General features: G+C 68.2%; 10 protein-coding genes and 3 pseudogenes. 7 read left to right on the top strand and 6 right to left on the bottom strand.

The genetic code is table 11. From position 1 onward, the window contains the following. Positions 1 to 5: 5 nt before the first annotated feature. Positions 6 to 1,298, bottom strand: a complete 1,293-nt coding sequence (locus OHT21_RS32515) for an ABC transporter substrate-binding protein (protein WP_328771831.1) — start codon at positions 1,296 to 1,298, stop codon at positions 6 to 8. Between the two features lie 367 nt (positions 1,299 to 1,665). On the opposite strand from OHT21_RS32515, the gene OHT21_RS32510 reads away from it, so the two are divergent. Next, positions 1,666 to 2,739, top strand: a complete 1,074-nt coding sequence (locus tag OHT21_RS32510) for a LacI family DNA-binding transcriptional regulator (RefSeq protein ID WP_328771830.1) — start codon at positions 1,666 to 1,668, stop codon at positions 2,737 to 2,739. 121 nt (positions 2,740 to 2,860) lie between these two features. Here OHT21_RS32510 and OHT21_RS32505 read toward each other — a convergent pair. Next, positions 2,861 to 3,067: pseudogene (locus OHT21_RS32505) on the bottom strand (phospholipid carrier-dependent glycosyltransferase); the annotation flags it as partial. Positions 3,068 to 3,446: 379 nt separating this feature from the next. Between OHT21_RS32505 and OHT21_RS32500 the strand changes: the two are divergent. Next, complete coding sequence (locus OHT21_RS32500; protein WP_328771829.1) at positions 3,447 to 4,121, top strand: glycoside hydrolase family 11 protein; 675 nt, start codon at positions 3,447 to 3,449, stop codon at positions 4,119 to 4,121. Next, positions 4,118 to 4,807, top strand: coding sequence for a polysaccharide deacetylase family protein (locus tag OHT21_RS32495; protein WP_328771828.1), 690 nt, complete (start codon positions 4,118 to 4,120; stop codon positions 4,805 to 4,807). Before OHT21_RS32500 ends, OHT21_RS32495 begins: the two co-directional genes overlap by 4 nt. A gap of 394 nt (positions 4,808 to 5,201) precedes the next feature. Here the strand turns inward: OHT21_RS32495 and OHT21_RS32490 are convergent. From OHT21_RS32490 to OHT21_RS32475, 4 genes and pseudogenes are all read right to left on the bottom strand, one after another. Continuing rightward, positions 5,202 to 5,357, bottom strand: a pseudogene (locus OHT21_RS32490) (2Fe-2S iron-sulfur cluster-binding protein); the annotation flags it as partial. Positions 5,358 to 5,850: 493 nt separating this feature from the next. After that, a pseudogene (locus OHT21_RS32485) lies at positions 5,851 to 6,222 on the bottom strand (molybdopterin cofactor-binding domain-containing protein); the annotation flags it as partial. Between the two features lie 218 nt (positions 6,223 to 6,440). Beyond that, positions 6,441 to 6,722, bottom strand: a complete 282-nt coding sequence (locus tag OHT21_RS32480) for a hypothetical protein (protein ID WP_328771827.1) — start codon at positions 6,720 to 6,722, stop codon at positions 6,441 to 6,443. Then, positions 6,723 to 7,472 (bottom strand): hypothetical protein, encoded by a 750-nt coding sequence (locus OHT21_RS32475; protein ID WP_328771826.1) that lies wholly within the window; start codon positions 7,470 to 7,472, stop codon positions 6,723 to 6,725. Between the two features lie 262 nt (positions 7,473 to 7,734). Here OHT21_RS32475 and OHT21_RS32470 point away from each other — a divergent pair, with 262 nt between their 5' ends. The 4 genes from OHT21_RS32470 (at position 7,735) to OHT21_RS32455 (ending at position 12,730) form a co-directional block, all read left to right on the top strand. Beyond that, positions 7,735 to 9,048, top strand: a complete 1,314-nt coding sequence (locus OHT21_RS32470; RefSeq protein WP_328771825.1) for an ABC transporter substrate-binding protein — start codon at positions 7,735 to 7,737, stop codon at positions 9,046 to 9,048. 132 nt (positions 9,049 to 9,180) lie between these two features. Then, complete coding sequence (locus OHT21_RS32465) at positions 9,181 to 11,208, top strand: branched-chain amino acid ABC transporter permease (protein WP_328771824.1); 2,028 nt, start codon at positions 9,181 to 9,183, stop codon at positions 11,206 to 11,208. Further along, positions 11,205 to 12,020, top strand: a complete 816-nt coding sequence (locus tag OHT21_RS32460) for an ABC transporter ATP-binding protein (protein ID WP_328771823.1) — start codon at positions 11,205 to 11,207, stop codon at positions 12,018 to 12,020. The genes OHT21_RS32465 and OHT21_RS32460 overlap by 4 nt, the downstream gene beginning before the upstream one ends. Continuing rightward, a complete protein-coding gene (locus OHT21_RS32455) occupies positions 12,017 to 12,730 on the top strand; it encodes an ABC transporter ATP-binding protein (RefSeq protein WP_328771822.1) in 714 nt (237 codons plus the stop codon). Before OHT21_RS32460 ends, OHT21_RS32455 begins: the two co-directional genes overlap by 4 nt. Positions 12,731 to 12,785 lie beyond the last annotated feature (55 nt).

Genomic DNA, 12,785 nt, shown 5'->3' with positions numbered 1-12,785 from the left:
CCTCCTCACTTCGTCGCGAGCTTCTGCAGCTCGGACTGCAGGTCCTTCAGCGCCTGTGCGCTGGACTTGTCACCGTTCAGGGCGGCGTACGCCTCCTGCTGGATCGCGGAGGTCGCGTCGCCGTACTGGACCACCTGGGGGCGGGGCACGGCGTTGAGGATCGACTCCTTCAGCGCGGCGAGGTACGGGTACTGCTTGACCATCGCCTGGTCGCCATAGAGGGCGTCGTACGGCGGTGCCATGGAAGCGTCCTTGAGGAACGTGCTCGCGCTGTCCTGGCTGGTGAAGAACTTCATGAAGTCCAGCGCCGTGGCCTTGTTCTTGGCGAAGGAGGACAGGGCCACGTTGTGGCCGCCCAGGGTGGAGGAGCCGGCCCCGTTCAGGCCGGGCAGCGGCGCGACCGCGAACTTGCCCGCGACCTTGCTCTTCTCGGCCTGGGCGTATACGTACGGCCAGTTGCGCAGGAAGACCAGCTTGCCGGACTGGAACGCCTGGCGGCCTTCCTCTTCCTGGTAGGTGATGGCCTCCTTGGGGATGGTGCCGTCCTTGAAGGAGTCGACGAGGAAGTCCAGGCCCTTCTTGGCCTCGGGGGTGTCGACGTTCGGCTTGCCGTTGGCGTCGGTGATGACACCGCCGGCGGAGTTCACGGCCTCGGAGAAGTTGACCGTGAGGCCCTCGTACTTCTGGAACTGGCCGGCGTAGCAGTCCATGTCCTTGGCCTCGGGCAGCTTCTCGACCTTGGCGCAGGCGGCCTTCATCTCCGCCCAGGTGGCCGGCGGGGCGCTGACGCCGGCCTTCTTCAGCAGGTCGGAGCGGTAGTACGACACGCCGCCGTCGGAGTGATGCGGGACCGCGTACAGGCTGTCGCGGTACTTGGCCGTCTCCACCACCGGCTTGAGCATCTTGTCCAGCGGGAACTGCGCGGCAGGCAGCTGGTCGATCCACTGGTGGGCGGCGAACTCGGAGGTCCACACCGCGTCCAGCCAAAGCACCGTGTAGGCGTCGGACTTCGTCTCGGCGTTCTGGATCATCTGCTGGCGCTGCTGGTTCACGTCCGCCGGCAGCTGTATGAACGTGACCTTCTCCTTGGGGTGTTCCTTGTTCCAGCTGTCGATCACCTTCTGGACGACGCCGGAGCTGTCCTTGGCGGCCGCGAACGTGATGGGGCCGCGGCCCGAGAACGACGGGGACTTCTCCGAGGAGCTGCTGTCGTCGGAGGAGCCGCAGGCGGTGAGGACGAGCCCGGCGGCGACGAGCACGGCCGAGCACTGAAGGGCTCTGGTGGTTCTGGCGTTCACTGTCTCTCCTGGACGTGCGGAACCGAAGTCTCGGCGTGGTCGCCCGGTAGGGAGCAGCTGCCGAGATGCCTCTGGGATGGCTCTGTTGCGAGACTGTGCTGTCATTGGGTTCTGTAGATCAAAAGCGCAGTTCAAAGCATCGAAGGGTGACTTCGAAGTGACGACTTCGACTCCGCTGAGACAACGCTTGCACCGTAGGAGTGCACTTACTGGAAGTCAATGCGTAACGTCGCAGCAGCGAGGATGCTTTACGCAACTCTCGCCCTCTCTGTACTGGGTGTAACAGGCATGCCTTCCTCGAAAGCCGCTGAGACAGCGCTGTCACGAGGGGTCCCGCTGGAGGCTCAAACTGTGTTAACTTCCGCTCATGTCACCAGCTCAGCGGCACCCCACGTTGGCCGACGTCGCCGAACGGGCGGGGGTCTCCCCGTCCACCGTCTCGCGCACCATGCGTGGCCTGACATCGGTCTCGCCGCAGATCCGTGAGCGGGTCGAGAAGGCCGCCCGTGAGCTGAACTTCGCGATCTCGCGGCAGGCGTCGAGCCTGGTGACCGGTCGGACCGGCGTCATGGCGGTGCTCGTGCCGACGCTCGACTCGTGGTTCATGGGAGCGGCGCTCTCCAGCCTGGGCCCGCTGCTGCGCGGCGCGGGCATGGAGATGACCGTCTACGTGGTGCCCGACCTGGCCGAGCGGGCCGCGTTCTTCGAGCGGCTCCCCGCCCGGCGCAACGCGGACGCGCTGCTGGTCTTCTGCTTCGACCTCAACAAGGAGGAGACCGCCCGCCTCGACGAGCTGGGCATGCCGGTCATCTACATCAGCCAGCACGTCGAGGGCCGCCCCAGCGTCTACGTCGACGACGTCGCCGCCGCCTGCAAGGCCACCCGCCACCTGATCAACCTCGGACACCGCCGGATCGCCTTCGCGCACACCGTCAACGCCCGCGGCTTCAGCTTCAGTTCACGCGATCGCCTCCTCGGCTACCAGCAGGCGCTCACCGAGGCGGGCATCCCCCTCGACGACGACCTGGTCGTCACCACGCCGCCACGCGACAAACGCGGCACCACCCAGGCCGTCGGCAACCTGCTGAGCCTGCGCGAACCACCCACAGCGATCTTCGCCGAGCAGGACGATCTCGCCGCCTCCCTCATCCTGAGCCTGCGCACCGTCCAGATCGAGGTGCCCGAACGGATCTCCGTCCTCGGCTTCGACGACCAACTGATGGCCGAATGGCTCGACCTGTCCACCGTGGCCCAGTCCCCCTCCGACATGGGCCGTATCGCCGCCGAACTCGCCCTGGAACTCATCAACGACTCCGACGCGGACCTCAGCCGGCACATCGTCCTGCCCACACACCTGATCCCACGAGGAACCACGGCCCCGCCGCCCGCCCTTCAGGGTGAGCGGGAGGGCAACAGTCCTGCTGAAGGCCGAGACGCCTGAGCTTCGCAGCAGGCCCGAGGAACTCAAGGCAGCTTCGATCTGGCGAGGTGCGGCCGCGGGCCTGTCGTACGTTCCGGGTGAGCCACGGTGCGACACCGATGGGAGACCGCGAGGACGGAGTTCAGATCCAGGTGTCGAGCCACATTCGGGTGTGCCAGCTGGGATACGGAATCGTCAGGCCCGTGCAGATCGGGAAGAAGTAGATGAAGTTCCAGGCGATGAGCAGGACAAGCGCGCCTGCGGTCACCGCACCTTGGGTGCGGCGCTTGTGAGTTACTCCCGGCGGCCCCAGCAGGGCCCCCAGCATCATCGTCACGGCCAGGCACAGGGTCATGAGCCGCCGGGTGCGCCGGAGGACGTGCCGAACCCTGGCTGGAAAAGCGGGTGTTTACCGCGACGCCACCGATGGCGACGACAACCAAGATCACGATTGGAATCTGGTCTTGCTCCCGCCGATACGGGTTCGTGAGCCGCGTTCCGCAGACTGTGCGGTGCGACCTCGGATCTGCCCGGAGACTCTTCGAAACATTCGAAGCCCAGGCCCTCGAATTTTCTCCCAAGCACCCTCTGATCGGCGACCAAAAACCCTCTATTAAACGCTTGAAGTCTTCGAAATATTTCGTAACTGATACCGAAAGTATTGACACTTGACGAGAGCAGGCCAACACTGCGACCCACCTCCCGGAGAAGAGAGAAGGAGCCCTCGCATGGACCTCGTACCCGCACACCCGACGACCCGCAGGGCCGCCTGCGCCATGCTGTTGGGCGCCGCGTCGGCGCTGGCCCTACCCGGTACCGCCCGCGCCGCCACGGTCATCAACACGAACCAGACCGGCACCCACAACGGCTTCTACTATTCGTTCTGGACCGACGCGCAGGGCACGGTCTCCATGACTCTGGACTCCGGCGGCAACTACAGCACGAGCTGGAGAAACACCGGGAACTTCGTCGCCGGCAAGGGCTGGAGCAACGGCTCACGCAGGACCGTGAGGTACTCGGGCACCTTCAATCCCTCCGGCAACGGCTACCTGTGCCTCTACGGGTGGACGTCGAACCCGCTCGTCGAGTACTACGTCGTCGACAACTGGGGCACCTACCGGCCAACGGGCACGTACAAGGGCGCTGTCAGCAGCGACGGCGGCACGTACGACATCTACCAGACGACGCGGTACAACGCGCCGTCCGTCGAAGGCATCAGGACCTTCAACCAGTACTGGAGCGTGCGGCAGTCGAAGCGGACGGGCGGCACCATCACCACCGGCAACCACTTCGACGCCTGGGCCCGCGCAGGGATGCGCCTCGGCGACTTCAGGTATTACATGATCCTTGCGACCGAGGGTTACCAGAGCAGCGGGAACTCCAACATCACGGTGGCGGGATGAGCACCGCCCGACCGCGTCCGACCACACGCCCCTTGGCGACGACCCTGGCCGCGCTGGCGCTGGCCGCCACCAGTACCCTCACCGTCCACGCCGGCCCTGCGCAGGCCGCCGGCTGCAACGGATACGTCGGACTCACCTTCGACGACGGCCCCTCCGGGAACACGCCCGCCCTGCTGGGCGCGCTGCAGCGGAACGGGCTGCGGGCGACCATGTTCAACGAGGGGCAGCACGCCGCCGCCTACCCGGCCCAGGTCAAGGCCCAGACGGCGGCTGGCATGTGGGTCGGCAACCACAGTTACACCCACCCGCATCTGACCCGGCTCGGCCAGTCGCAGATCGACTCGGAGATCTCCCGAACCCAGCAGGCCATCGCGGCCGCGGGCGGCGGCACGCCGAAACTGTTCCGGCCGCCGTACGGCGAGACCAACTCGACGGTCAAGGCGGTGGCGGCCAAGTACGGTCTGACCGAGATCATCTGGAACGTGGACTCGCAGGACTGGAACGGCGCCAGTACGGATGCGATCGTGCAGGCCGCCGGGCGGCTTACCAACGGTCAGATCATCCTCATGCACGACTGGGCCGCCAACACGCTGGTCGCGATCCCTCGCATCGCACAGGGGCTGGCCGCCCGCGGTCTGTGCGCCGGCGCGATCTCCCCGCAGACGGGCCGCGCGGTGGCGCCCTGAGCAGCCGACCAGGCGTTACCTGAGGGCTTCGGCGCACGCAGCTTCGCCGTGGACATCACTGACCAGGAATCCACAGCCCAAGCCCTCACCGCCGTCCGACGCCTACGGCACCATCAGCGTCATGGAGCTCCTTCCAACGCACAGAACCTCCGCTCGGTACTCGGGACGCCGTGCGTCCGGCACTCGGGGCAGTGCCTCCGCCGGATGTGTCAGGCCGGCTGCGCGGCGGAGTGCAGCACCTGGGTGATGGCCGGCGCCGGGGCCTCGGGAGTGTGAGGGCAGGCGGCCGAGAGCCCTGAGAGGAGCACCAGTCGGCTCGGGGTGCCGGGGCACCCACGGCGGAGCAAGTCCATGACACCGCCGAAAACGACGCCCTGACCCCCGTGGCCGGCCGTCAGCCGTTCGCCGCAGCCTTCTTGATCGCTTCGCGGATCCGGGAGTAAGTACCGCAGCGGCAGACGTTCTCGATGTCGGCGATGTCGGCGTCCGTCGGTTGGGGCGTCTTCTTCAGCAGGGCCGCCGCGGCCATGATCTGGCCCGGCTGGCAGAAGAACGTCCGCCACCGCGGTCAGCACCTCCATGGGGGCGTGGCTGACGAAGGCGAACTCGAACTCGCCCTCCGTCTGCGCCGATCCGCGCGGCGGGTTTCCGAGCCGTGGGACGGCGGCCCACAGCCGCGAGCGGATCGCGACATCGGAGAGCGAGGCGAGAGGCCCCGGTGCCCAGGTGATCCGCAGGGCGTCCCTCGCCTTGAAGGCGTGGTGGAAAGACTCTGCCACCACGGCGACCCCACCGGCGACCTTGACGACGGCGTGGACGCCCGGCATCGCGCGTGCGACCCGGGAGTCGACCGAGACGAGCTTCCCGCCGAGCGTCGGCGGCCGGGCCATCACGGTCGGTTTGGCTCCGGCCACCGCCAAGTCCCCGGCGTACTCAGCCTTGCCGGTGACGATGTCCAGGGCGTCGAACCGGGTTGTCGGCCGCCCGATCACCCGGTGCCGGGACGCGAGCTTGGGTTTGCTCGACACGGCCGGCCGACGGATCCGGGCGGCGCTCGCGGTCAGTGAACCGAAGGTGGCCGAACGCCCGTCCGGTGCGATCACCTTCGTGTTCCGGGTGCGCAGGGACCGCGCGGGAAGGTTCCAGCGCCTGGCCGCCGCGGTCACCAGCTTGGCACGCGCCAAGGCGGCCAGCGCACGGGCCGGACCGTACAGCGAACTCACCGAGCTCGAACCGCCCGTGAACTGGTTGCCCTTGGCACGGGCGTCGGCGAGCGGGATGTCGACGTCGGCGAGCCGGGCATCCAGCTCCTCGGCGATCATCATGGCGACCGCGGTGGTGACGCCCTGGCCAACCTCGACACGCGGCAGTCGTACGACGACCTTGTTGGCTTCGGTGACTTCGAGGACCAGCATCTCCCCGTCGGTGCCGGTCACCAGGACGTCGGACGGTCGGCGCGTCGTGGCCGCGGTGGGCTCGGCGCGTTCCGCCGTCGCCGCGTCACAGCCGAGCGGCGCGGCTACGGTCAGAGTGGATGCCGCGAGCGAGTAGACCACAAACTTCCGGCGAGACCACTGACGGGCCAACGGACGCTCCTCCCCGAGCACCACGGTGGTTCGACTGGTATGAGGGGTCAGCACTCTTCGGGGTTGCCTGCGGGAGCCAAGCCGCCTGGGTGTGTTCCGCCCTGCGGTCGCTGGAGCTTCACCGCCGCCTTCCATGGCCGCCTGCTCCAAGGCCGTACGCGGGCCCGGCCGTTCTTCACCACGGAGGTGGTGTCGAGACGGTCGAGGCTGACAGTAACCGTGCCCGTGTTGCCATTGCGCCCGAGCAGCAACTTCGCCTGGAAGTCGAACAGGTTGGCGCCCGACACCCAGTTGGCGCGCAGACCATCGACTCCGGCGTGCGAACCCACCTACGCCGGCTCGGTGAACTGGTCGAACACCATCACGGCGGCCCGGGTGGCGAGGGACCAGCCGTCTTCTCCTTCCGGGTCCTCCAGGTTGGGGTGTCCGGCGATCCAGCGCATATGGAAGCCGTCGAGCAGGGCGGCGATGGTGGTGGCGAGGTGTTCGACCTTGTAGGGCGCGCGCATGCGTAGCCCGTAGGCGTCCAGCAGCGTCTGGTACGCCTCGCAGGCGACCTCGCTGAACGACTCGCCGTAGTGCCCCAGGGCGTCGCGGACGCGCGGGTTGGCGGCGCTGGCGTAGAAGCCGAGCAGTACGCGGTAGATCGGGTCCACGCGGTGGTTCTCGTGGTTGTCCGTCAGGACGTCGTTGAGAGCCTCCTGCCAGGTCGTACCGCTGTCGACCGCCTCCTTGAAACGGCGGATGCTCTCCGGCAACCCCGGGACCAGTTCGGCCTGTCGGCTGGTGAGGTGGAAGAGGAGATCTGCCTGGAAGTCGGCCTGCGCGGGCCAGATCTGGTAGATGGATCCGGTCGTGATCGCCGGTGCCGTGTCGTCGCCCAGCCTCTCCCGCATGATGCGGGTGGCTTCCTCGGTGACCCGCTTGACGCGGATATGAGCAAGGGCTGCGGAGACGGCCGCCTCGCTCGTGTCAAAGGCGCCGGCGCAGACGAGCTTGGTGGCCGCTTCCAGCATGAGGGCCCGGGTCTCTTCGGGTGAGCGCCGAGGGAGCCTGCGTCTCACGGCGTGCGCCGTCATGTCCTTCCCTCCCATTGCATGATCGTTAATTCGGTGTGAACCGGGGCGTTGACAGAGCGCAATCGTACACCTAGATTCCCGATCCGTAAGAAAGTTACGAAACTCGAAAGTGCCGATCACCTGGCCTTTCGAAGTTCCTCGGGCTGGTCCGAGGCACCGGTCACCCCGGGTGCACCGTCCTGCCTTCCTTCTGCCTTCCGTGCTCTCCCCGCATGCCGTCCCGGGCACCGCCCTGCCGTTTTCCGATCCTGGAGGATCCCGCATGCCCGCAACCTCACGCCCCCTAAGACTCGGCCTCGTCTCCGCCGCCATGGCGCCCCTGCTGGGCATCGCCGCATGCAGCGGATCGGGCACCAACGCATCCTCATCGACCGGCGCCTCCGGGGGTGGCTCCTCCGCGAGTGCGGACTCCCGCCCGGCGAGTGACGTCGTGACCGACTACCTCGGCTACGTCGGCGGAAAGGCGGGCAAGGCCGACGCCGGCCTCGAACCGGTCACCCTGGGTTGGGTGAACGTCGAGGGCGGCCCCGGCGGCAACCCCGAAGCCACCCTGGGTGCCCGTGCCGCCGTGAAGTACGTCAACGACAGGATGGGCGGCATCGGCGGGCACCCTCTGAAGCTGAACGTCTGCACGGTGGTGTCCGCCGAGGAGGAGGGGCAGAAGTGCGGCCAGCAACTGCTCGGCGACAAAGAAGTCTCCGCCATCGGTGCGGGCAACCTCTACCTCGGAGATGCCTCCTTCAACTCCGTGATCGCGGGGAAGAAGCCCGTGCTGGTCGGAGTGGCGACGGGCCCGACCATGCCCACCGCGAAGAACACCTTCAGCACGTTCGGCGACCTGCCGCACATCTTCGGTACCTGGGGCACGTACGCCCGTGATGTGCTGAAGGCGAAAACCGCGGCGGTGATCCACACGAACACGCCTGGCGACAAGATCGCCTCCGGGGCAGCGGTGAAGGGCCTGGAAGCCGCCGGTCTGAAAGTGAAGTCCGTCGGATTCGACGCGCAGTCCACCGATCTGATCGGCCCGGTCACCGCAGCCGGGGCGAACACCGCGGATGTCGTGGTGCCCATCTCCATCGGTGGCGGATGCGTCGGGATCGCCAAGGCACTGAAGCAGCTCAATGTCACCAAGCCGGTGGTCTCCACGCCACTGTGCATGTCCCCCGATGTCGCCCAGGGGCTCGGAGGGGACCTGCCCACCTGGACATACGGCGTCGCCCAGACGCTGCCGATGGACTCCTCGGCCGCCGACTCCAAGGCGTTCCTGAAGGCCTCGGCGCAGGCGGGGCTGGACAAGGACGACCAGTCCAAGGTCTTCGCGCCGCTGGGCTGGAGCACGGTCCTGACGTACGCGAAGGTGCTCAACGCCATCGGCCCTGACAAGATCACTCCCGCGTCGGTGACCGAGCAGCTCAAGAAGTTCACCGGGCCGGTCATCATGGGCGCCGCCGAGGTCAAGTGCGGCAAGTACCCGGACGCCCCCGCCGTCTGCAACGACCAGGCGAGGTTCTACCAGTACGAAGGCAAGGGCCAGTTCAAGCCCCTGACCGACTGGATCCGCCCGCCCCAGTGAGCCCCGCCCGCCCCCGCCACCACCGCCGTTGAGGCTGCACGCCCTCGCAGGACGCAGCCTCAGCAGCGCGGACTCGCGGACTCGCGGACTCGCGGACTCGCGGATTTGCGGACCCATGACAGGAGTCATGAATTGGAACAGATCCTGCTCTTCTCCGTGCTCGGCCTCGGTCAGGGGGCACTGATCGCCGGCATCGCGCTCGGCGTCGTGGTCACCTACCGGGGCTCGGGCATCATCAACCTGTCCACCGGCGCCGTCGCCATGGCCTCGGCCTATGCCTTCTGGGCCCTGACCACCGGCTTCTTCGGGTTCACGCTGCCCGTCGGGCCCGCTCTCGCCGGGGCCCTCGCGGTCGCGCTCGCCGTCGGAGTGCTCACGGAGGTGGCGGTCTTCAAGCCGCTGCGAACCGTCTCACCCCTGGCCAAACTCGCGGCCTCCCTCGGCATCCTGCTCACCCTGCAGGCCACCGTGCTCCTGGTCTTCGGGGTGCAGCCGCAGCAGGCACCGAGCATCCTTCCGGCCGACACCGTCACCATCCTGGGCGTCACCACACCCTCCGACCGCTTCATCCTGGCCGGACTGGTCGTCGTGATCGCCCTGGTCCTCGGGGCCCTGTACCGGTGGAGCCGCTTCGGCCTGGCCACCCGCGCGGCCTCGGAGAACGAACAGGCCGCTCTTCTGGCAGGCCTGTCACCCAACAGCGTCTCGATGGCCAACACACTCCTGGCCGCCCTGGTCGCCGGGCTGCTCGGTGTCCTGGCCGCGCCCATCGTCCAGGTCGACTCCATGACGCTCCCCCTGCAGGTGGTCCCGGCCCTGGCCGCCGCCCTCTTCGCCGGGTTCACCTCGCTGTGGATCGCCTGCACCACGGGCATCCTCATCGGAGTGCTCCAGTCGATCGTGTACTACCTGTCCACGCAGAGCTGGTTCCCGACCGACAACGGCAACGCCATGCCCGGGCTCCAGCAGCTCCTCGTCTTCGCCCTGATGGTCGTCGCCCTGTACGTGCGCGGCGCCGGCCTGCCGCGCCGCGGTGAACTCGTCGAAAAGCGGCTGCCCGCGGTGCCCCTGCCCGAGCGGCTGCTACGTCCCGCCTTGATGGCCGCCACGGTCGCCGTCGTCGCACTGATAGTGCTGCCGTTCGACTTCCGCCAGGCACTCACGAACTCGATGATCGGCATGGTCATCGTCCTGTCCTACGTCGTCATCACCGGCTACGTGGGACAGATCTCCGTGATGCAGCTCGCGCTCTCCGGAACCGCGGGCTTCGTCCTCTCCCACCTCTCGATCGGGTGGGGGATCCCGTTCCCGTTCTCCGCCCTCGGCGCGATGGTGCTGGCCACACTGCTCGGAGTGGCCGCGGGCGTCTCCGCCCTGCGGGTGCGGGGTGTGAGCCTGGCAGTCGTCACCCTGGCCGCGGCCCTGGCCATGGAACAGGCACTGTTCAACAACACCTGGTTCGGCGGAACGGCCGGAGTGTCCATACCCCCGCCGCGCCTGTTCGGGAACGACCTCGGACCGAAAGCGGACTTCCGCGGCCTGGACGGCAACGAACCCAGCCCCATGTTCGGCTTCCTCGTCCTGGCCGTCACTGTCGCCCTCGGGCTGTACGTCGCCCATCTCAGGCGCACCGGACTCGGCCGGCGGATGCTCGCCGTCCGCTCCAACGAGCGCGCCGCCGCGGCAGCCGGTGTCGACGTGCGGGCCGTGAAGATCGCCGCGTTCGCGATCAGTTCCTTCATCGCCAGCGCCGCCGGCACCCTCTACGGCTACAACTTCGGCTCGGTCAGCGCCGCCCGGTTCACCGCGCTGGCCGCCCTCGGCCTGATCGGTTTCGCCTACATCGGCGGCATCACCATGGTGTCCGGAGCCGTGATCGCGGGGCTGATGTCCACCGAGGCGCTGCTGCCCCACGCGCTGGACAAGTGGTTCGGGATCAAGGGGACTTGGGCCCTGCTCTTCGGCGGCGTCTCCCTGATCGTGACGCTGATCGCCAACCCCGACGGCATCGCGGGCGCCGCCCACCGCCGGAGGACGGCGAAGAGGGCGAGACGCGCGGCGGCCACGACGGGACCACCGGCCGACAACGCATCCACCGTCGGCTCCCCACATATCCACCTCGGCCGTACCACTGCCGACGCCAAGGAGGTCGCACCGTGAACGTGCTCTCTGTCCAGCAGTTGGGCGTCAGCTACGGCGGCGTCCACGCACTCAGCGATGTCTCCCTGGAGGTCGGCGAGGGCCAACTCGTGGGGCTCATCGGCCCCAACGGGGCCGGCAAGACCACCTTCGTGGACGCGGTCACCGGCCTCGTCGCCGCCCGAGGAAGGGTGGAACTGGACGGCAAGGACCTGACCGGACGGCCGCCCCATATACGAGCCCGCCGAGGACTCGCCCGTACCTTCCAGAGCAGCGAACTCTTCGAAGACCTCACGGTCGCGGAGAACCTCCAGGTCACGGCGGACCCTTCGACGTGGTGGACCGCACTCGGCGAGACCTTCGGCCGCCGCCCGTCCCCGAACCCCGCTGTCCCTCAGGCCCTTGCGGCCCTGGGACTCGAGGACCTGGCCGACGCCTCGGCACACGAACTGTCGCAGGGCAGACGCAAACTCGTCGGGGTGGCACGGGCCTTGGCAGCCCGGCCCCGCATCATCTGTCTCGACGAACCCGCGGCCGGCCTGGACACGACTGAGAGCGCCGAACTCGGACGCAGACTGCGCACGGTCGCCGACGCCGGCACCGCGCTGCTCCTCATCGACCACGACATGAGCCTCGTGATGGGCATCTGCGACCACGTCGTCGTCCTGGAGTTCGGCAAGGTGATCGCCGCCGGGACGCCGGCACAGGTCCGAACCGACCCCGCCGTCGTCGCCGCCTACCTCGGGGCATCCACCGTCGAGCCTGCCACCGCGTCCGGCACTTCGACCGGTGGCTCCGCCAAGGCCCTCACCACCACACCGGAGACACCATGAGTACCCCAGTCCTGAAGGTGGCCGGACTCACTGCCGGATACGACGGAGCCCCCGTCATCCGCGGCATCGACCTCCAAGTGGGCGCGGGAGAGGTCGTCGCCCTCCTCGGGGCCAACGGAGCGGGGAAGACCACCACGCTCAAGGCCGTCTCCGCGCTGCTGCGCCCCCTCGCCGGCACGATCACTTTCAACGGAACGGACCTCGGCAGGATCCCGGCAGCGACCCGCGCCCGCCTCGGCATCGCCCACGTTCCGGAAGGACGAGGCATCTTCTCCGGCCTCACGGTGGCGGAACACCTGCGCCTCGGTCACCGGGGCGAGCGCCTGGACCAGGCGGCCGCCCAACGTTACTTCCCCGCCCTGGCCCGCCTCCAGGACCGCAAGGCAGGCCTGCTCTCCGGCGGCGAGCAGCAGATGCTCGCCATGGGACGAGCCCTGGCCCGCGGCCCCAAGCTGCTCCTGCTCGACGAACTCAGCCTCGGCCTGGCACCCATCATCGTCGAGGAGTTGCTGCCCATAGTCAGGCGCTATGCCGACGACACCGGCTGCGGGGTGCTGCTCGTCGAACAGCACGTCGGCCTCGCCCTCGACATGGCCGACCGCGGCTACGTCCTGTCCCACGGCGAAATCACCGCGCACGCCACGGCCCAGGAACTGAGGGCCGACCAGTCCCGGATCATCGCCGGCTACCTCGGCGAACAACACGCCTGACCCGGCCGGGCGGCCACAACCGCCGTACACCACAACCACCGTGAGCCTGAACCGC

Origin of the sequence: Streptomyces sp. NBC_00286 (assembly GCF_036173125.1) — a bacterium.
GTDB lineage: Bacteria > Actinomycetota > Actinomycetes > Streptomycetales > Streptomycetaceae > Streptomyces.
This window is presented reverse-complemented; position numbering and strand designations above follow the sequence as displayed.

What these genes read in the sequence shown, in the direction of transcription:
- OHT21_RS32500 (WP_328771829.1), top strand. Translation starts at nt 3,447, where the DNA reads ATGGACCTCGTACCCGCACACCCGACGACCCGCAGGGCCGCCTGCGCC.
- OHT21_RS32455 (WP_328771822.1), top strand. Translation starts at nt 12,017, where the DNA reads ATGAGTACCCCAGTCCTGAAGGTGGCCGGACTCACTGCCGGATACGAC.
- OHT21_RS32495 (WP_328771828.1), top strand. Translation starts at nt 4,118, where the DNA reads ATGAGCACCGCCCGACCGCGTCCGACCACACGCCCCTTGGCGACGACC.
- OHT21_RS32470 (WP_328771825.1), top strand. Translation starts at nt 7,735, where the DNA reads ATGCCCGCAACCTCACGCCCCCTAAGACTCGGCCTCGTCTCCGCCGCC.
- OHT21_RS32510 (WP_328771830.1), top strand. Translation starts at nt 1,666, where the DNA reads ATGTCACCAGCTCAGCGGCACCCCACGTTGGCCGACGTCGCCGAACGG.
- OHT21_RS32475 (WP_328771826.1), bottom strand. Translation starts at nt 7,472, where the DNA reads ATGACGGCGCACGCCGTGAGACGCAGGCTCCCTCGGCGCTCACCCGAA.